The 18995-nt window shown below is 59.8% G+C and carries 21 protein-coding genes and 1 pseudogene; 9 read left to right on the forward strand and 13 right to left on the reverse strand.

The genetic code is table 11. The annotated features are described in order from the left end of the window. The first annotated feature begins 509 nt into the window (after positions 1-509). From ACPYOJ_RS12335 to ACPYOJ_RS12355, 5 genes are all read left to right on the forward strand, one after another. Positions 510-1091, forward strand: coding sequence for a hypothetical protein (locus ACPYOJ_RS12335; RefSeq protein WP_481416496.1), 582 nt, complete (start codon positions 510-512; stop codon positions 1089-1091). A 292-nt stretch (positions 1092-1383) separates the two neighbouring features. After that, positions 1384-2313 carry an ArdC family protein gene (locus tag ACPYOJ_RS12340; RefSeq protein WP_168833122.1) on the forward strand — a complete coding sequence of 310 codons (930 nt, stop codon included), beginning with the start codon at positions 1384-1386 and terminating at the stop codon, positions 2311-2313. Positions 2314-2396: 83 nt separating this feature from the next. Continuing rightward, a complete protein-coding gene (locus tag ACPYOJ_RS12345; protein WP_168833121.1) occupies positions 2397-2642 on the forward strand; it encodes a type II toxin-antitoxin system Phd/YefM family antitoxin in 246 nt (81 codons plus the stop codon). Continuing rightward, on the forward strand, positions 2635-3030 hold the full coding sequence (locus ACPYOJ_RS12350; RefSeq protein ID WP_481416497.1) for a hypothetical protein: 396 nt from the start codon (positions 2635-2637) through the stop codon (positions 3028-3030). Before ACPYOJ_RS12345 ends, ACPYOJ_RS12350 begins: the two co-directional genes overlap by 8 nt. Positions 3031-3488: 458 nt before the next feature. After that, on the forward strand, positions 3489-3800 hold the full coding sequence (locus ACPYOJ_RS12355) for a DUF736 domain-containing protein (RefSeq protein ID WP_168833119.1): 312 nt from the start codon (positions 3489-3491) through the stop codon (positions 3798-3800). 45 nt (positions 3801-3845) lie between these two features. Here the strand turns inward: ACPYOJ_RS12355 and ACPYOJ_RS12360 are convergent, their stop codons facing one another. Together ACPYOJ_RS12360 and ACPYOJ_RS12365 are read right to left on the reverse strand one after the other, a co-directional pair. Next, positions 3846-4124, reverse strand: a complete 279-nt coding sequence (locus ACPYOJ_RS12360) for an HU family DNA-binding protein (RefSeq protein ID WP_168833118.1) — start codon at positions 4122-4124, stop codon at positions 3846-3848. A 56-nt stretch (positions 4125-4180) separates the two neighbouring features. Then, on the reverse strand, positions 4181-4474 hold the full coding sequence (locus ACPYOJ_RS12365; RefSeq protein ID WP_481416498.1) for a WGR domain-containing protein: 294 nt from the start codon (positions 4472-4474) through the stop codon (positions 4181-4183). Between the two features lie 149 nt (positions 4475-4623). On the opposite strand from ACPYOJ_RS12365, the pseudogene ACPYOJ_RS12370 reads away from it, so the two are divergent. Next, positions 4624-4841 (forward strand): annotated as a pseudogene (locus tag ACPYOJ_RS12370) (hypothetical protein). Positions 4842-4850: 9 nt separating this feature from the next. Here the strand turns inward: ACPYOJ_RS12370 and ACPYOJ_RS12375 are convergent. After that, the gene (locus ACPYOJ_RS12375) at positions 4851-6047 is read right to left on the reverse strand and encodes a DUF1173 domain-containing protein (RefSeq protein WP_481416499.1); all 1197 of its coding nucleotides are present in this window, start codon (positions 6045-6047) and stop codon (positions 4851-4853) included. Positions 6048-6321: 274 nt separating this feature from the next. Between ACPYOJ_RS12375 and ACPYOJ_RS12380 the strand changes: the two genes are divergently transcribed. Next, complete coding sequence (locus ACPYOJ_RS12380; protein WP_168833114.1) at positions 6322-6486, forward strand: hypothetical protein; 165 nt, start codon at positions 6322-6324, stop codon at positions 6484-6486. A 63-nt stretch (positions 6487-6549) separates the two neighbouring features. Here the strand turns inward: ACPYOJ_RS12380 and ACPYOJ_RS12385 are convergent, their stop codons facing one another. Both ACPYOJ_RS12385 and ACPYOJ_RS12390 read right to left on the reverse strand, forming a co-directional pair. Continuing rightward, positions 6550-6957, reverse strand: a complete 408-nt coding sequence (locus ACPYOJ_RS12385) for a hypothetical protein (RefSeq protein ID WP_481416500.1) — start codon at positions 6955-6957, stop codon at positions 6550-6552. Next, a complete protein-coding gene (locus tag ACPYOJ_RS12390) occupies positions 6954-7664 on the reverse strand; it encodes a ParA family protein (RefSeq protein WP_481416501.1) in 711 nt (236 codons plus the stop codon). Before ACPYOJ_RS12390 ends, ACPYOJ_RS12385 begins: the two co-directional genes overlap by 4 nt. Before the next feature lie 468 nt (positions 7665-8132). On the opposite strand from ACPYOJ_RS12390, the gene ACPYOJ_RS12395 reads away from it, so the two are divergent. Both ACPYOJ_RS12395 and ACPYOJ_RS12400 read left to right on the forward strand, forming a co-directional pair. Further along, positions 8133-8537, forward strand: a complete 405-nt coding sequence (locus ACPYOJ_RS12395; protein ID WP_481416502.1) for a plasmid mobilization protein — start codon at positions 8133-8135, stop codon at positions 8535-8537. A 665-nt stretch (positions 8538-9202) separates the two neighbouring features. Further along, on the forward strand, positions 9203-10831 hold the full coding sequence (locus tag ACPYOJ_RS12400; RefSeq protein ID WP_481416503.1) for a relaxase/mobilization nuclease domain-containing protein: 1629 nt from the start codon (positions 9203-9205) through the stop codon (positions 10829-10831). 448 nt (positions 10832-11279) lie between these two features. Here ACPYOJ_RS12400 and ACPYOJ_RS12405 read toward each other — a convergent pair whose 3' ends face one another. Genes ACPYOJ_RS12405 through ACPYOJ_RS12440 form a run of 8 tightly spaced genes read right to left on the reverse strand, consistent with a single transcriptional unit; the run spans position 11280 to position 18987 of the window. Further along, positions 11280-13280, reverse strand: coding sequence for a type IV secretory system conjugative DNA transfer family protein (locus tag ACPYOJ_RS12405; RefSeq protein WP_481416504.1), 2001 nt, complete (start codon positions 13278-13280; stop codon positions 11280-11282). Beyond that, positions 13277-14302 carry a P-type DNA transfer ATPase VirB11 gene (gene virB11, locus ACPYOJ_RS12410; RefSeq protein ID WP_481416505.1) on the reverse strand — a complete coding sequence of 342 codons (1026 nt, stop codon included), beginning with the start codon at positions 14300-14302 and terminating at the stop codon, positions 13277-13279. Before virB11 ends, ACPYOJ_RS12405 begins: the two co-directional genes overlap by 4 nt. Further along, a complete protein-coding gene (virB10, locus tag ACPYOJ_RS12415) occupies positions 14268-15509 on the reverse strand; it encodes a type IV secretion system protein VirB10 (RefSeq protein WP_481416506.1) in 1242 nt (413 codons plus the stop codon). Before virB10 ends, virB11 begins: the two co-directional genes overlap by 35 nt. Beyond that, positions 15509-16318: a TrbG/VirB9 family P-type conjugative transfer protein gene (locus tag ACPYOJ_RS12420; protein ID WP_481416507.1), complete on the reverse strand. Its 810-nt coding sequence runs from the start codon at positions 16316-16318 to the stop codon at positions 15509-15511. Before ACPYOJ_RS12420 ends, virB10 begins: the two co-directional genes overlap by 1 nt. After that, complete coding sequence (locus ACPYOJ_RS12425) at positions 16315-17007, reverse strand: VirB8 family type IV secretion system protein (RefSeq protein ID WP_481416508.1); 693 nt, start codon at positions 17005-17007, stop codon at positions 16315-16317. Before ACPYOJ_RS12425 ends, ACPYOJ_RS12420 begins: the two co-directional genes overlap by 4 nt. An 18-nt stretch (positions 17008-17025) precedes the next feature. Then, positions 17026-18057 (reverse strand): TrbL/VirB6 family protein, encoded by a 1032-nt coding sequence (locus ACPYOJ_RS12430; RefSeq protein WP_481416509.1) that lies wholly within the window; start codon positions 18055-18057, stop codon positions 17026-17028. Positions 18058-18068: 11 nt separating this feature from the next. Continuing rightward, entirely contained in the window at positions 18069-18284 is a 216-nt protein-coding gene (locus ACPYOJ_RS12435; RefSeq protein ID WP_481416510.1) for a hypothetical protein, read from the reverse strand. A 1-nt stretch (position 18285) separates the two neighbouring features. Then, positions 18286-18987 (reverse strand): type IV secretion system protein, encoded by a 702-nt coding sequence (locus ACPYOJ_RS12440; protein WP_481416511.1) that lies wholly within the window; start codon positions 18985-18987, stop codon positions 18286-18288. Between the last annotated feature and the right edge of the window lie 8 nt (positions 18988-18995).

Here is an 18995-nt window from a genome sequence, read left to right on the forward strand (position 1 = left end):
TTGATGGACGCCGTTCCCGGCAGTCCTTGCGATAGTGTGGAGACGGCGCTCGGCATCACGCTCCATCGACCGCTGGCCGTTGCGATTGCCTCGGCTGCTGCTCCGGCGTATTGCCCGCGTTCCACCGTAGCTTCGCCGGCAAGGCCAGGCTGTCATGGGCGTAAGCAGTGCAGTGAAGACGTCCTGCGAGGTGCAGGAGCGAAGACGCCTAGCGGTTTGTCGGGTGCTGCCCCTCGGGTTTGCTCCGGTCTGAACCGGACGGCGTCCCGGTCAAAGGCCGCGTTTTGCGCCGCTTTGCGGCAGGCTCGACGCTTGCTTCACAAGGCCGGGCCGCGTCTACGGCAGACCGCGCGCGGTCCGCGGTATCCGCAACCCGACCTTTCTCGCCACGCATCATCCTGACCTTGAGCCGGGCCCGCTTCGCCGGTTCGTGTCGACCGCGCCCGAGGAACAGCGCCGGACAAACGGACCCTCGGGCTTCGCTCAACCAGCACTCAAGGACAGTCATCATGGCACCGCTCAATCGTTCCGCTTCCAAAACCCCCGCCACCCAGCGCGCCACCACACTCGAGATGGTCCGGCACGCCTGCCCGGACAGCGCCCAGGCGCAGCGCATCTCGGAAAGCTTCGGCCTGCGCGTTATCGACAGCGAAAGCCTGCGTGACCTCCATCGCAATCAACTGATCGAGAGTGCCGAGGCGCTGAAGGACGGTCTCCAGGAAAAGGCCATGCAGACACACATGCAGCGCATCGTCGGCTCTTATATCGGCTCTGCCTACGGCGCCGGCCAGTTCTACAGCCGCTCGGTGACAGAAGCACGCGACTTGACCGCAAAGCTATCCAACGACGACCGGGACGAGGATCTTGCCGGTCCGGTAGGCTTTGACAGCCGCGCCCAACGCAAGCGCGAATTCGCAGCCGACATGGGCCTGCAGGCCCACGTGCTGCGCATGGCAGCCGAGGGTACCGTCAGCGCTTACGAGGAAATCACCGGCGAAACCTGGAAGCCCTACGAGCGCGGCGGTGCTGCAGTGTCGGTCCCGTCGCTCGACCAGCGCGCCGCATCAATGCAGCTGTCAGCCTTTGACTGATGGCCGCACCTTTGTCCTCCACGCCGAGGCCGCTGCACCTGAGCGTGCAGCGGCCTTTTTCATGTGACGAGCGGCTTGGCGCGCCATCGTGGCTCGTTCCGATTGCGGTCTAGCGTCGCCCGGAGAAGGCTACGCGCAACGGCAAGCCGTCCTCCACTGCCGTTTCGGCCCGCTCTCAGATCCTGGCCATTCCCGAACAGGGCACCGCGGGTGCGCCGCCTCCGGCCGCGCTGTTCGACCGCCGTAACGACCCGCGATGGCGCGGCTCGCCGGATGAAAGGAATCAACGAAGATGAGAAAAGCGACCACCAAGACCGAACCGCGCACCGACGTCCATACGCGCATCACCGACGTGATCGTCGAACAGCTCGATAAAGGGGTGCGCCCATGGGTGCAGCCCTGGAGCGCGAAACATCTGGGCGGCCGCGTTTCGCGGCCGCTGCGCTTCAACGGCGAACCGTATTCAGGGATCAACGTGCTGCTTCTCTGGTCCGAAGGCCTGGCGCGGGGATTTTCGTCGCAAATCTGGATGACCTTCCGCCAGGCCGTCGAACTCGGCGGGCATGTCCGCAAAGGGGAGAGCGGCTCGATGGTCGTTTATGCCAATCGTATCCGCAAGACCGAAACCGATGGCAGGGGTGAAGAAGTCGAGCATGAGATTCCCTTTCTCAAGGCATACACCGTCTTTAACGTCGCACAGATCGATGGCCTGCCAGAGATCTATTCGACATCGGCCACCGGCGCACCTGTTCAGCCTATGGACGGGATCCCGGCGGCGGACGCCTTTTTCAGTGGTACAGGTGCCACCGTCCGGCATGGCGGCAACAAGGCTTTTTACGCTCCCGGACTGGACATGATCCAAATGCCGCCCATCGAGACCTTCCGCGACGTGGGAAGCTACTATGCCACCCTTGCCCACGAACACATCCATTGGGCAGGAGCCAGCCATCGCCTTAACCGAGATCTTTCCCGCTATGCCAAAGATCGGTCCGAACGGGCGCGCGAGGAACTGATCGCGGAGCTCGGGGCGGTATTTCTTGCTGCCGACCTTGGCATTGCTCCTGAGCTGGAACCGCGACCGGACCACGCGAGCTATATTGCCTCATGGCTGACAGTGCTAAAGAACGACAGACGCTTCATCGTCCAGGCCGCAGCTCAAGCTCAGCGTTCCGTGGCTTATCTTCACGCGCTCCAGCCGGACGGCGAAAAGGTGGCGGCATAATCCGGGCGCAAGTCGAGCGTACAGCGCCCGACTTGCATAAACCGCATAAAATACGTATTTTAGGTACTTCACTGGAGGTGGCGATGAAGCAGTTTTCCTTCTCAGACATGAATAGAGCCTCGGGCGAAATCCTCGAGACTGCACTGATTGAACCGGTTGCGCTCACCAAGCGCGGCAAGGAGAAACTGGTCATCCTGACGGCCGACCAGTACCGCAAGCTGATTGGCCGATCGCATACGACCGCCTACAGCCTGGACGATGCGCCCGATACCGTACACGACGAGTTGATGACCGGCCTCGACCAGTTGCTTGAGGACGGCAGTGTTTGAGGCGGGCCAGGTCGTCCGTTTCCATTATCTCTGGAAGCGCGCGGCGCAGGCCGGCGAAGAAACAGGCCGCAAGGCGCGTCCCGTGTGTGTCGTCGTGCGCACCTCTGCCATTCCAGGCGTGGTTTTCCTGTTTCCGATCACCTCACAGATGCCCAATGAAGAGCGCCTGTTTCTGCCGATCAGCCAAATCGAATGCCGCCGCGCCGGTCTCGATTTTCCCTGCTGGATCGTTCTCGATGAGTACAACCGCGTCGAACTCGACAAGGCTTTCGACTTTGAGTCGACTGCGCCGCTTGGCAGTTTCAGCCCGGCGTTCCTGAAGAAGATCGCCCGCACCGTCAAGGACGCGGCGGCAAACCGCAGGCTCGCTGCTGTTTCGCGCTCTTGAGCGCAGAGCACCCGCACGCGTTTCGGCTCACCGGCAATAGCCGAGTCCGGCAGACTGCGGCACGAAACGACGATCGCTCCCTCCGCTCGGAGCGCTCGGTGACCCAGCCACCGCATCTGCGCGTCGGTTGCGTCAGTCGATGCGAAACCAATTTGGCGGCGGCATGCCGGACGGCACCATGTCGCGTCCTTCCCGCAGCGGCTCGCCCGCGGTCTCGATGAGGCATGTCTGACCGGAAATCGCCTCGCGCACTCGGCTCGATCGTCATCCGCAACGGCCGGCTCGTTTTCTTCCCCTGTCCGCGACGCGGCCATTCCTCGCGGGACAAGAAAGCCTCGGCCCATGGCCGTCCTCCACTTCGTTGCGGCCCCGAGGGGTGCGTTCCGATCGTTCCCGGTCTCATCGACAGCCATCGAGGCCGCGATGGGCGGCCCGAGCAACTGAAAAGGAACACGACAATGGCAACAATCGGCTCTTTCACCGCATCCGAAAACGGCTTCTCCGGCACCATCAAGACGCTCAACCTCAACGTCAAAGCCAAGATCGTCCGCGTCGAGCGCTCCTCGGAAGAGGCTCCCGACTACCGGGTTCTCGCCGGCAACGTGGAATTCGGCGCCGGCTGGCAGAAGCAAGCCCGCGACAGCGAGCGCGACTACATCTCCGTCAAGCTCGACGACCCGAGCTTCCCCGCTCCGATCTACGCAACGCTGACCGAGGTCCAGGGCCAGGAAGGCCTCCAGCTCATCTGGTCGCGCAACACGCGCCGCTGAGCCGAAGAAGAAAAACCCCGCTCGACGGAGCGGGGTTTTTCCGTGTCACTTGTTCAGCGCATCCTTTAGCGCCTTGGCCGGCTGGAAGCTCAGCTTCTTCGCAGCCGCAACCTTGACGGTGGCGCCGGTCGACGGATTGCGCGCCTCGCGCTCCGGCGTCTGCTTGACCTTGAACTTGCCAAAGCCGGGCAGGGACGTTTCGTTTCCGGCAACGGCCGCCTCGGTAATCAAGGCGATTACGGCCTCGACGATCGCCTTGCCCTGCGCCTTGGTCAGGCTGTGTTCCGTTGCGATCTTGTCTGCGATTTCGTTGGTCGTGGTCACTTTTCATCTCCGCGTCATGATTGATCCGGAATCCCTGCCATTCGGACTTGCCGCTGTCATCGACGCGCTGCCGCAAAAACCGGGTCGTGAACCGGATTTCCACAATTACCAACGGGTTTGTAGCCCTTGGCCTGTTTTTTTCGGGCAAGATCGAGGAAATGGACCATCGCGTCGCGCTCGCTGTCAAACACTGCGGTCTTTTCGCCGCCTGCCTTGCCAATCCGGCCCCAACATCGGACAACGGCAACCTCTCCAAAAAGAGTCGGCTGAATGGAAAGCGCGTAATAGCGGGCCATGTTTTTCGTTTCGTCGACGCGCTGGCAGTAAAGCTGAAAAAGATGGAGGGTCATGACCGCAGGATGGCTGCGGCTCTCGATTACGTCCAACCAGAGTTTTGAATCGATGAGCGAAGTCCGATTCACTATGGTGATGAATGGTGGCCATTACTGTGGATGAGATGTAGAAGCGGCCGCAGCATTCACGAACGGGCAAACGAAGCATGGAAAACGCGATCATCGACAATCGAGGCGACTTCGGGCTATGGGCGATCGAGGTTGCCAAAATGATCGTCAGCGAGCAGGGTTTTGAATTGGCAAGCGCGGCACGGGACGCTCCGAAGACGGTGTGCGGGCTGCAGGAAATGCACTCGGCCAGGCGATCACCAATGCTCTCATGGAAGTCTATGACGGTTTGCTCGAGGGCGCACCAGAACAATAGTCTCAATTGTCAGATCGGCAAGGGCGGCATTTCGCCGTCGGCAACACGCCATATCCATGCTGACAGATCGGGTCGTGCCTCGATCATCTCTCTCAGACAAGCCTCAAATGCTTCGTCCGCCGAAGGCGGCACGATATAGAGCGCCAGGGGTTGTGGTTTCACGTCGGACAGGGTGGCGTTCGCCAGCGGATGGTCGCGCCTAAGATTGAAACGAAGGCCTTTGACGGATTTCGATCGCAGTCGCGCCAGCCGTTCGACGAGACTTTGCTCATAGGCGTCTTCGATCGGCAACCACTGCTCGGTCACGGTCATCAGCGCGATCTCATTGACCACGATGATCCCGGCCGGACCGCCGCCGATTGTGGCGATCATCATTAGATGCGGCGCCTCGCCGCTATGCCAAAGAGCGAGCTCCGGCTCGAACCGGCGCTGGACGCTCGTCCAGGCTGTCTCCTCCAGATACAGGCGAAAACCTGGCATGTGTTTGATCACAACCTGACGACCGCCCCTCGCTTCGGCGAATTCCTTGATCTCTCCCACCAGGACCATCAACGGCTTCGGGCCGGCCGACGTCTGGAAAAGTCTGGCCAATTTGTGAGCCCGCCGCTGCCCGATCGCCGTCTTGTCGTGGGCTCTGAACGGTTCAGGCAGCAATAGGCGATCCGACAGCGGCGTTCCTCTAACCGCCATGTTGCCGGCCGCCTCCAGCAGATGATGATAGACCTGCCACCAGTGACGTTTGCCGGTCCAGTGCGACGTCCATTCCGTCAAGCCGCTTTCGTGCCACAGGAAATGCAGGAGCGCCCGCAATGACAGATTCTTGCTCTCCACCTTGACACTGTCGTTCCCTTCGCCGCCAGAGCCAACCTGATTGGTCGCTGCGCGCTTCGACAGCGAAAAATCGAGCTTCAGGCAAGCAACGCCCGACGACGGGTCAAGCTTGATCGCCGATCCCATCAGCGGGCCAAGTCCGGAAAGTTCATAGGGGGGATCGTAGGAGGGACAGGCCGGATCGTGACCACTGCCAGAGAGCGGCATCCGCTTGATCAGCAACTGGTCACCGATATCAGCAATGTACATTGGAACGCCCGGATCCCGGCAAAGGCACAGCGGTCGGATCTTGCCACGATGAGCGCGTGCCAGCAGATGCGGAAACTCGTTGTGGTCTTCGTCGCACGCGACGCTGTCAAACCGAAATCGCCTCATGAAGGAGTGACGCTTGAGGCGCGCGCGGCGCGCAAGGATGGGTGCCACAAGAGAGGGAAACCTGTCTGCTCAGATCGGCCAATTGTGCCGGGCGAAAAAAGCCAGCTCAAGGCCGCGCGGCCCCTCCAATTTTCTCTCCGCTCCGTTTCACTGCGCTGCGACAAAATCGGTTCCTCCGCACGCCGGCTCCGCCGGTCGCGTTCCGCGAGCCTTGACCTGCCTTCCCCCGCCCCGCGCGCCGCCGTCATCTTTCACATCCGTCAAGGAGACGACGATGACCATCGACCAGCACATCGAAGAATTACGCATCGAGGCCCGCAACGCCGAGACCATCTGGGAGCGCCGGGCGCTCGAAACCGAACTCGATCTCGCGCTTGCCGAGCGCGAAGTCATCTGGGCCGAACTCGACGGCCGCATCGAGGCGGAGCCGCCGTTCTGAGGCGCCTTCGCCGCATATCGATCGAAGCGCGCCGGATCGACCGACACGCTTCGATGCTTTCGCTCAATATCCATTGTCTTCCAGATAGGTGTCGATTGCCGCCTGCATGATGACCGTCATCTTGACATCGTTCTCGTGGGCGGCGCGCATCAGCCGCCCCTTCATCTCCTGCTCGAGCGGTACGTTGACATAGAACTTGATGGCACGATCCTTTGCGCGCTTCAGGCTCTTCAAGCGTCTGCGCGTATCCTGCTGCTCTGCCGCACGCTTGGCCGTCCGGCGTCGCCGCTCGTCTTCAGGAAGCCGAGGCAGGACCGTGTCGCGCTCGGCAGGCTCTGAGCGAATATCGTCCGCAGCTTCGGCTTCTGCACCGGCGGCCACTTCGAGCAGCGCCTCACTGGGTTCCAGCGTCGCCGGCTTTCGGCGTGGAGCCAGCGAAAACTGCTGGAAGTCGATTGTCGCCTTGCTCATGCCGCGACCTCAGCCGCGCCCGACAGCCGCCGAACCTCGATTTCGTCGACCAGCGCTTTCACCTCGATGCGCGCCTTGCGGACGGAATCCGTCAGTTCCTGCATCTGCAGCGTTCCAAGTCCGTTCTGGATCTCGCGATAGATGTTGCGTTCATAGAGCTCGGTGTCGAGCAACATTGTCTGATAGTTTGCATCCAGCAATCCCGCGACGAACGGCCGGATGTAGCGATAGGCCTCCAGGTTCCGGCCCGGCAATGTGATGCGGGTACGAACATTCATATGCAGGATCGAAAGACCCAGCTGATCATTGATCTCGTTGACCTCAGCAATCGTCTGCCCTGCTGCCTCGATCTCCTTGATCCCTGGTTGGACCGGCGACAGCACCAGGTCCGACGAGCGTATGATGGTTGTCTGAAGGACGCTGTCGACGCCAGGAGCATCGATTACCATCATATCGAAAGCGTCGTCGAACTTCTTCAAGACATCCTCGATCGCCCGTTGGGTCGCAGCGATCGTCACCTCGATGTTGTCCGGTACGTTGCCTTTTCTGTAGCATAGCTTCCACCAGCCCGCGAGGTTCTGCCTGCTATCGGCGTCGATCATGAGGACGCGTTGCCCGCCAAGTGCATATTCGCCGGCGAGCAGCGTCGCCAACGTCGTCTTTCCAGCGCCGCCCTTGTTGCTGACCACCGCATAGGTTCGGGACATCGCAAACTCCCTGCGAGAAGAACGTCGCCCGGCCGGTCGACCGAGAATGGAACTATAATAGTTTGGTTTTGAGGCTCGTCCAGCAGAATCTATGCGTCGGTTCGATGGATGCTTTTCCACATGAGTACGAGATGGCAAGCGGGTCTACTGCCTGGCCCTACCGTGAGGAAGATCATCCACACGGTATCGATAAAGTCTATGTTTATATCATTTTAACGTGCGTTCCCACGGAGTGACGCCGCCGAATTTCCATATCGGCGTGGCGTGTGATGTGGTCGTAGCTCTCGATCGATTGGATACAATCGATATCGGAGTCCGTTGGGAAGGGGCTTTGAGTGGCTTGCACTATTGAACTGAAACAGTCTATATTGGTTTGGCAGGATACGCAATTTTGTGATACAAATTGCTGACGATCGACGGACGAGCCGTCGATGGCGCCGGCGGCGGCAAGACGACGAGGCGAATGTCGTGGCTAGAAGCGGGAAGACAGCACCGGCGGCGACGTGCCTCAAGGAGCGAAAAGAGCGTGTCGTGCACGCTCGCTTTGCTGCGTCCGAGTTGATGGAAGTCGAAGAAGCGGCGAAGCGGGCTGGGATGACGCTATCCGCCTTTATCCGATCGCTGACGCTCGATGGTGCCGGCGTCCTGCCATTCCTGACGGAGGAGGATCGGGCAGTATTCGATCTTCTTCATCGCGACCTCAGGGCAATCGGTGTGAACCTGAACAGTCTTACCAGGTTCGCGCACCAGCGCACTGTCCCGATCGAGATCTCGAATGTGCTTCAGGATTTCCAGCCTGTTGTCGCGGGTCTCGCGCTGGAGCTTCGTCGGCTCGCCGCTCGGAGCGGCCGCAGAGTCGAAGGGCGTACCTGATGGAGATCTTTTTCGGGGCTTTCACCAAGGAATGGGAGCAGCGTAGAGCCGCCTTTTTGCATGAAAGGCTGATCGGCAAGACCGCTGGTGATGACGAAGAGGCCCGCCGCCGGCGCAGTGCTGGTGCAAGCAGCGGCTTGGGCCGCCATCCGCCAGGATGGAAGAGAAGCAGTCATGTCAGCATTGCGCGGCATATGCCGGTGCACCGGCCGATGGCAGCGCGCTTTGCAGGGCTTGCGACCGGAAGCCAGCCTGCTGTCGTCAAGATGACGTCCTTTGGCGGTGGCGGCCGGCTGGGTGCAATGGCCGGCTACATCTCCCGCAACGGAGAGGTTGCGATGGAAAACCAGGCTGGGGAAGAGCTCAGGGGCCGGAAGGCTATCGCGGCACTTTCCGACGACTGGTCCCATCTGATGGGCAACCGCGCAGAAAGCCGCGACATCGGTACCTTCCGCATCGATATCGCCGGCGGTCCCCGCGAGGGGCAAGCGCTGCACGCGTGGGCACGGGACGTCGTAAAATCCGCCGTCGGCGAACGTTCCTTTGCCTTTGCAGTCGAACCGCGTGATGACAATCATCGCATAGAGGGTGTCGTTGTCCTGCGGGCTCGCAACGGAGAACGACTGACAGCCGATGCCAAGGCAGAAGGGATCGTTAAGGCCCGCATGGTGGGGCAGGGGGCAAATCTCGGGAAGGCAGAGTTCCGCTTTACCGGCTATGGTAATGGCGTTGAATATGGCACCGCCCGTCTGCGCAAGATGGTGGAAAAGTTCAACGGCTCCGTCGAGAATAACCGTGGCGAAATGCTCGCGGATGCCAGACGGGCCGGCGACCTCGTGCAGTTGGAGTGGCGCAGCGAACTCCATAGCCGAAAGCCCCGGGATGTCATGCATCTCGTCATGTCAGCAAGGGCTGGCACCGATGTCCAGTCGTTCCAAGCGGCGGCTCGCGAATTTTTGGCCACAGAATTTGCCCACCACCGGTATGTCTTTTCTCTGCATGATCCGACGCGGGATCCGAAGGCCGAACAGGACGGCGGCAAGCGGCCTCACGTGCACGTGCATGCGATCATCGCCATGCGGTCCGAGGATGGCGAGCGGGTCGAGACCTCGATTGCATCGTTTCGACATTGGCGCGAGAGTCTTGCAGAGCAGGCCCGCGCGCATGGCATCCGGATGGAGATGACGGACCGCCGGGAGCAGGCGAGCGCCCCGGCGTTCACTCGAAACCAGGTGCGGCCGGTCAGTCGCGGCGGGCGAACTGAGCATGAGGGGACTTCAACCTTTTCCAAGCAACGTTATGTTCAAAAGCGCCATGAGGCTCCAACCGCGGCAAGAACAGACAGGAGCTTTTTCTACACCGAAAAAGTTCATGAGCAGTGGTCTGAACTCGCGCGCAGCGCGGGCGACGTTGAAGTCGAGGCTTTTGCAGATAAGCAGATTTCTCGTTTGAAAACAGCAGATAATCGCCTGAATCCGCAAATCCATGTGTCTAACCTTTCCAGCGATTCAGCCTCGCCATTCCGAACTGAATTGGTTAGACTATCTCAGCTTGCGGAGGTCGATAGCATGAGTGCCATGACGCGATCGGAGTTCGAGGCATATGAGAAGCGTGTGGAAACCGCTCTGTTTCAGGCGGAGCGTGTTATGCCGGAAAACCAGCGGGTCAATTTCGAGGAGATTGCCGCGGCCGCAAGGGAGCACGTCGACGTTCGCCGCGAAATCATGGAGCAGGCCGAGCAGGCGGGCCGTCGCACGCCGGAGGATACCGGTGCTCGACAGCCCGACGCGTACCGCCAATGGGACAAGGCCGTCGCACGCCATGGTCTGGAGGCAGTCGAGGCCGGAAACGACATCATGATCGAAATCCAATATTATCGTGAGCGGATCGAGTTCGCCGACGATGACGAAGTTCGCGCTGATAAAACGCCGTTTCAGGCGAGCCTGGATTTCGAGCTTGCCAGGGCAGCGGAGCTGGGAGCCGCGGGTAATTCTTATATCCGAGAGCTCAGCGAGGTAGACGAGGAGTTGTGGGTCGCACTCGAGGCTGCCGAGCGCTCTCTGGATCGAAGCCGGCAAAAAGCCGATGGCCTGGATGAGCGTGACGTTTCGGGCCGCTCTGCCGAAAGTGTCGGAAGACATCTAACTCCGTCCGGCGAGATCGACAAAGCCCGTACCGCCGGCGATCATCGAACAGGTGACACCACACGCACAGTTCCAGCTAACCAGCATATTTCGAGACTGGGTGGGCTTGAACGCGAGGCTGAACCTGACCGAGACGATTACGACCGATAGGAAACAATGATGCGCGACGATCGACGGATGTTCATTCCCGATCCTGATCCGAAGGCAGACGCAGGCTACTGGGGGATAGCTAGTTGGGTATTCGCCTGCATTATGATCGTAGCTCTGGTAGACCGGGGTCTGACAATTGCTTGGCATACCGTGCAGGGTTGGTGGGATGCAGCGATCGCTTTCTCGGGGTTCTGGAGCCCGCGCGGCTCCCATGAATAGGGCGCTCCGGCAGGCAGCCGGATGCGGGATGGTGCAAATGGCCGGGTTGCGCGCTGAGCGGAGATGATCTCGCTCATATCCTTCGCTTATCGAGATAGAGCAGCGAAGTGCCCTTCTCGATGCGTTTCACTTGTCCCGCCCCGAAGCTCAGCCTGATTTTCTCCGGCCGGTATCAGCCAACGGCCGATGGTGTGCCGAAAAGGTCTTAATGCTTTCTAGAAGTGCTAGCCTACTCGAGCCCAAGCTCAGACGGATCGGGCACGGTTTTGGCGAGAACGTCTTGGATGCTTTTCCTTTGTTTCACGGACATATTCGGAGTGGTCGCCAATGAGTCGGAGATGACAGAATTGAGCCGCCGCGCGGTTGCGAGCAATCGTTCGTCGGACTTCGAAAGTCCGGAAGCTACGGTTTCGCGCGCCTGTCTGCGCGGCTCAAGTTGTCTTTCCGGCGCGTGAAGATGAGTGTTTGCCGCCGCACCCTCCTCGTTGAGCTCACGTCGATCCGACCCCGATAGACCGGATTCTAACTGGAGCGCCGACGATCCGTAGTCCGGTAAAGTTGGGGGCACAGGCAGATTCAAGGCCATTTCCACTTCGGGAACCGAGACAGCGTTTTCATGCTTGCCCAGTACCGCAGACCTGAACGGTTCGGTGGCATAGTAGCGAAGTTTGTCTCCAAAAACCGGTCTCTGACCTTCAACCAAAAGGACCATCTTACCCTCTGGCATTTGACGGACCTCCTGCGGCATCATCAGGTCGCGCTCGCGGATCTGTTCTACCTTGGTGCGCCGCGGCAATCCGAGAAGCTCAAGCGTACGAGACTCCGATTGATATCGGATCGTCCGCTTGCCCAGGGCGCGCGAGGCGTAGTCCGCTGTGGCCTGGTCGTTCGCGCCGAGGATGAGCTGGAGGCCACAATTGCCGAGAAGGGAGTGCCGCGCCGTCTCACCATAGATTTCATCGATATTCTTGAGGTCCTGGATGATGAAAGCCAGCTTGATATTGTAGCCCGCCACATAAGGTAGCTTGTTCAGCACCTCGTCCATCTTCTTCAACTGCCGGAATTCGTCGAGAAGGAAATAAACGGGGACAGCCTTCGGATTGTGCTCACGCGTCAGAAGATCCATCACCTGCTGCACGAACAAGGTAAGCAGCGGCCGCAAGATCGTCATGTCAGTGATGTTCGGCGCAAGGTAGATTGTTACGGGCCGGCGCTGCAGTGACGCAAGATCCATGTCCGTTATGCTGGTCGCCGCGACGACACGTTCGTTTCTGAAAGGTGCGAGCGCCTTCTGGATGTCGAGCAGTGCAGAGCGCGCGGCCCGTTCGTTGAGAGCGATATAGGCATTGAAGCTGTCCGTCGTGAACCGAGACAGATCCGGCTCGTTTTCTTTGATCAGTTTCATCAATGCTTGAAGATCGACGCCCGAATTGAAGATCGCATTTACCTCGCCGAAATTGCGCCGGTTTTTATAGTGGGTGCTTTCCAGGACGTAGCTGATGACACCAGCGATCACTTGCTGCGCTGTACCTTGCCAGACGGCGTTCTCCGATCCAACAGTTTCGGGAATGAGGATTGCCGCCATGTTCTGGATGTCGATCGTGCGGCTGCCGCGATCCGTCCTCACAAAATCGAGCGGATTCCATCGGTGGGTTTTCGATGCTCCCGGCGAAAACAGGAAGACCTGATTGCCGCTTGCCCTTCGATAGCCGGCCGTCAGTTCGAAAATTTCGCCTTTCAGATCGGTGACGATCATCGACCCCTTAAACATCAGCGCGTTCGGGATGACGTAGCCGACGCCTTTCCCTGATCGCGTCGGGCCGATGATCAGGTGATGACGGTCATCGTTACGGCGAAGAAGCGTCCGGCCTGCGCGGCCGAAGATATGCCCCTCCTTGCGAAACCACCCGGCGCGCCGCAGCGACGCAACATCCTGGAACGCTGCGTCGCCGAGTGGGTTGGCCGGCCGGCGGCGCCCGAAAGCGGCAGCCGCTGTGCCTGCTGCCAGCGCAGGAAGTGCTGCGGCCAACCCTACGAGTTGCAGCGATCGGTTGTTGAAATAGGCAGCGAACTGGCGAAGGGGAGCTGCTGGGTCGATCGTCGTCATTAACCGAAGGATCCGACCGTCTTTCCATACGATCTGGAGAATGAGGCTGTAGCTCAGCATCCAGACCGCGACCGCGATCAGGGCGCAGAAAAACAGATAGAAGGCGAGGTAAGATCGGTTCATGCGGATTGCCGAGCATAATAGATTTCGGACACGCCGCGCCGGCCGCCGTCGCGGCGCAGCTGGATGACGATCGGGATGACCATGCGGATGTAGGACATCAGGTCCTGCTTGGAATAGCCTGATGACATGCCGGCTTGCATCATCATCATGGCGAGCTGCTCGTAGGCACCCATTGGTGTATCGGCATGCACGGTCGACATGCTGCCTGGATGACCCGTGTTAATGGCACGCAGGAAGGCGAACGCCTCGGCGCCGCGGATCTCACCGACGAACAGCCGGTCAGGCCGCATGCGCAGTGATGCCTCGAGCAGCGATTGGATCGTCACATGCGCCGTTCCCTGGTCTCCGCGTGAGGCAAGCAAATGGACGCTATTGCGATGGGTTGGAAACAGCTCGCGCGTGTCTTCGAGTGTCAGAATGCGCTCGTCTTCATCGACGCTTTTGAGGCAGGCGTTTAAGAATGTCGTCTTCCCCGTCGATGTGCCGCCGCTGATCAGCAGCGAGAGGCGCTTGTGGATTGCGGTTTCGATGAAGTCGTGGATGCGGCCGGCCTCCAGCAGCGCTATCAGGCTTGTCTCTGTTTCGCTTAATCCGCTCACAGTCACGGACACGTTGTCCAACCCGCCGCTGTCGCGGTATTGGGCTAAGGTGAAATCATTGACGACCTGCTTTCGAATGGAGATCGAGCCGCCGTCGGGTGCAGCTGGCGGCAAGACAATCTGAATTCGTTCGCCGGTGGGCAGGGCAGCGCTTAACATCGGATTGATACGGCTGATGAATTGATTACTGGCAGCAGCCACCCGCTCGCCGATATGCTCTATCTCTTTGCTCGTAAGCTCCGGGATTGCATGAAACTCCATTACGGAGGCGCCAAGACGCTCGACAAACACTTCGCCCGGACGGTTCACGGAAATTTCGATGACGCGCGGATCCGCGAGGAATTCCGCCAGCGGCGAGAGCGCCCGTCGCAGGAAATAATACGGGTCGCTACCGGGAACGGCCTTGATCGAGGCCTCGCTCATGCTTGATCTCCTTCAGTGCCTCCTCGACCGGGTCCGGATACATCCCGGAGAAGTCGAGATCCTGGCGGACATAAACAAAGATGCGTTCGCCCTGCGGGACGCTGATTGTCGGGGGAATACGAAGGTTTTCTGCCAACGCCTGATTGGCCATATCGGAAAACGTTTCGGCGAGCGTTTCCCGAGCGAGTTCGGCGGCCCGATCGGAGTCGGATTCGCCGTTGCCGCTGCCCGAGCTGTATTGGTTGCTGCCATAACCGGTCAGATAGGAGGAGCCCGCACCGACTATGGAGAGCAGGATGGCTGACCCGAACCGCTCGCGCCACTTGTTATCGACGGTGCCTGTGAGGCCGGAGCGCCCCAGGCTATCAGTGCCGATGCTGTTCAGCCGCGCGGAGATGCCGTCGTCCCGCAGCAGGCGGGTCCAGATCACGAAAATCCGTTTCTGTCCCCGAGTGACGTCGGATTGATATTCGCCGATCACCCGCGTGCCGGTCGGGATGAGGACGCGGCGCCCGTCAAACGAATAGACGTCCTCGGACGTGATGGCGCGGATCTGGCCCGGCAGATCGCTGTTGATCGCAGTTTCAAGGATGCCCGGGATCAAGGTGCCCTCCGGGACCATCGCATCGATACGGTCGATCTGCCGAGCTTTGGCCGATCGGTCGCCAATTGTTGAAGCGGTCGCCAAAAATTTGCTGTTGCGATCTCCGCCAGCAACTGCCGGTCCGTCGGAGGCGCCATTGCCACTCAGCGAAGTCGCATCGCTACCCGTTTTGGCGCTATCGACGACGATCTGCTTTGACCGGTACCGTTCAGGAAATGCCTCTGGTTGCGGGCTGGCGTTGGGGGCCGGTTGAGTGATCACCGGCGGGGGCGGCACGGTGAATTCAGTCGTGTCCGGAGACGGCGCTGGTTTCTCCTGAGGCGGTTCTGGGATCTGCATAATGTTCTCCGCCGGCTTAGGTCCGGGCTTCTGCTCCTCGCGCAAGAACGACGGAGGCCTGAAGGTTGTCGTCGAGAACTCCTCGTCGCCGTGCATACCATCACGTGTCGGTTTTTGTGGTGCGAGGACCACGACGTAAGCGAGGGCAGCGCCGCCGAGCAGCAGGGCAGCCCCGCCAAGCACTTGCTTTCGACGAGCCCGCTTGTCGCGTACCTCGGTTTGATCGGCCGCGAGCATGGCTTCGAGCTCTGGGGAACGCTGCATCAGTTGCCGCTCCTTCTGCGGATCGTGGCTTGGTCATCAGGGGAGGGACCAAGCACTGCAGGGTCCGGCTGACCGAAATCCGGTTTTCTCAGATTGAATATGCAGGTCCACTGATTACCATCGCGCAGCGTATACTGCGTCCCTGTGCCATCCACGACGATATACTCTCCCTCGCGCCGAAAGTTGCGGAGGGTCTCGGTGAAGTCGCCATTTACAGCGAAGATCGCCGGCACTTTTGGACCAAACTTGAAAAAGGTCTTCTTCCCGTCATCGAAAACCATCAATGGCTTCAGTCCAGGATCGCCCGAAAAGGAGTAGTCGATGTTGACGTTTGCCTTGTCGATCCCAGAGATGTTCGGGTAACCGGCCCGTGCCTCTGCTTCCTTCCTCAACGATGCGTTCAAATCCTTGTCCGGATAGGTGAAGCGGATTCCAAAGACCTTCTTGTTGTCTTCCGGGGCATAATCGTCGAGTTCGAGATAGTAGATGCGCTTCGTTGTCACGACGTTCATATTGGTTGCGACGTTCTTTGCCTTCGGCTTGACGAACAGGATATTTCCCTTGTCCGTCGGTACGACGTCCCAACTGTCGGTATCTCCAACCGCGATTGTCGCGAATTTCTCGTCTTCATCGAAGATGATCATCGTCGAGATGCCGTAGGTGGCGAACACTCGCACGACGTTGTTGGGCTGGTAGACGACGCTCGTCACGCGCGCGTCCAGTCGTCCGGCAGACGGTGTTTCGGCGGCTGTGGCCGGGAATGCATGCGTCAGCGCCGCCAGCGCCAGGAAGATTGGATGGCGGGTCACGGATTGTTCTCCGTGACCGTTTCCTGGTCCCGGCGGTATTCGTAGACTTGGAAGCCCAACGGGTTTTCGAACCGCCACTCGTTTGTTGCCGGCGTGTCGGTGTAGCGATAACGGACGATCGCGATCCAATGTCGCGCGATCGCGTCGGTGTCGGAGACTTCGCTTGTCGCGAAGCGGACGATGCCAGTCGAAGTGTTGGGGAATGTCACCGAAGCGATTTCGGTTGTCACCTTTTTGGCCGTACCATAGATCTTCGCCGGGTTCTTGGCATTGGCTACGCTGTAGAGGTCCTGCAGTTCGCGTGCGGCGTTGCCGGTGGACAGCAGTGCGGCGATCCCAAAGTTCTGTTCGATCGCGTATGGATCGTAGCCCTCGCGGGACCTGATGTAGCGAACGATGTTGGCCTGGGTGATGGCCTGTTGCTCGGTGAGGTTGGCGGCCCGCGTCAAGCCACTCTTCACTTCGAGATAGCCCGTGTTTTTGTCGACCTCGACAATGTAGGGCTCGAAACTTTTAAGAGGCACGAGCATGACGAGTGCCAGCAGGCTGAGCAACGTGATGCCGCCAAATATCGTCGTAACGAACCACGCAAGCGTTCGAGACCGCTTCGCCTTCTTGACGATTTCCTGCTCCCAGATGTCACCGCTCTGGTAATAGGTATGCAGATCGAGTTCTTTTATGTCAGCCATCGTCTTCGTTCCTGGTCGTCAGCTTGGGAGGCCTTGGCGGGAAATTTTCGTTTGCATGGACGAGCGTATGCCGGAAGCGTCGTCATCTCCTCCGTCGCCGCCCCTGAAACGGCTTGAAAGAGACCGACCGGCCCGATAGGCGCCTCGGCTGGTGCGTGAACCGCTCCTGGTGACGGCGACCGGATAACGGATGCCGAGTCGGCGAGTGATCCCGGCCGCCGCGTTTCCGACGCCGACGGCAATGCCGCCTGCAATCCCTTGGCCGATCGACTGGATGTAGAGCATCACGAATCCGCCCGCGATGCAGAGAAGCAGGAAGCCGGCGATGTCTGCCAGCGTCAGTGTCCGCGATCCACTGGCCGCGTCGATCTTGGTGAGTTCAGGGTTCATCGCAGCAATGAGAAACGCAGCGATGACGTAGATGAACAGGGGGATGAGTGCGTAGGTCAGCACCTGGTTGAACCAGCCCATGCCGTAGCCCCGCGTGCGATCGAACAGCATGCAGGCGATGAAGATCGGGGCGGTGCCGATCAGCACCCAGAGCATCACCTTGGCAAGGATGAGAATGGCGAGGGCGATGGCGATGAAGACCCCGGCACCCACCATGATCAGGATGCCGATCATGCTGGGTAGGATCGAAAAATAACCCGACTGCTCCGCAAAGGCCGATGCCGCCTCATTGGCTGTCTTCCAGATCTGCGACAAGCCGTTCGTCGGCTCGCGGATCCCCGTACCCGCGGCAGCCAGGATGGCGCGGCCGACATCTTCCGGCGTGTCGTTGAGCCAATGGTAGAAGAGATTGTTAAAGTTGGCCCAGGAACTGATCAATGCGAGAATGATCATCATCCTGACGGTCCGGCCGACGACCTCGCCAACGGAAAGACGTGATGTGCCCGTCACCAGCTGCAGGCCATACCAGGCAACGTAGACCATGAGCATGACCCTCAGGAGCGGCATCAGCTCGTTGCCGACCACCGTGTAAGCCTGCTCAGAAAAGCTTGAGCCAGAGTCTTCGATGCGCTGCAGGAGATCGCCAAGAAAGTCTTGCATCACCGAAATCCTTATTGCCCGCCAGGCTCGACGATGCCGAGCGCGGCAAAGGCGGCGGCTGGGTCATTGACGCGGTACATGGCGCCGCAGTCCTCTCTCGTATCGGGGGCGAATGACGTGAGGTTGGCGGGCCTTTTGCATGGCGCCGTCTTCTCCTTCACCGTGCCGCACCCTGACAGCAAAACCAGGCCCGCGACGGCAAGCCCAACCATTTTCGCTAATGTCATGCTAATTGCCGTAGGCCAGCGTCTTCTTGGTGTTCGAAATATCCGTGAGCCGGCGCTGGTTTTCGGCCTGCAGCGACGTCACGGCTCCATTCATCACCCCGATCATCTCGTTCAGGGTCAGCCCGGATTGCACCTGCAACTGGGTGTTCTGATCAATCGATCCTTTGATGTCCTGGACGGTACCGATCTGCGCGCCGGCTTGCTCTAAGGCGTTGCGCCGCGTCTGGACGGCCTGTTGCGAGCCGTTGATCATGGCTGAGACGCCGAGCACGGTGTTCACCAATTGCTCATAGGATTTGTCGCCTGAGAAACTGCTATCTTCTTTTCCTGAGAGGCTCTTCACCAGTTGCAGGCCGTTGATGAACACGGTGGCCGCTTTGGCGATGTCACCGCTCATCGATCCGAAGTTCGGCACGCCTTCCTTCAGGATGCTGTCGAAGGATGGGACCGCCGAAACGCTGAAGCCGTTGCCGATCGCCACATCCTTCAAAGGCGCTGCCGCGCTGCCCCGATCGCCGGTCACGGCTTTTAGCGTGTCCTCAACTGTCGTCAGAATATTCTTGTTGGTGTCGAGGATCTTGTCCGTCGTCTCCGCTGTCTGTTTGGCGACCTGATAGTTGGTCTTGTCGATAACGGGCACGTCGGCGAGGGCTGCCGATGCCAAGGAAAGCACGCCGGAAATGGTCATCACCTCAAGTCTCATTGTCTTCT

It is taken from the genome of Rhizobium sp. SVR5-9E (assembly GCF_056755095.1).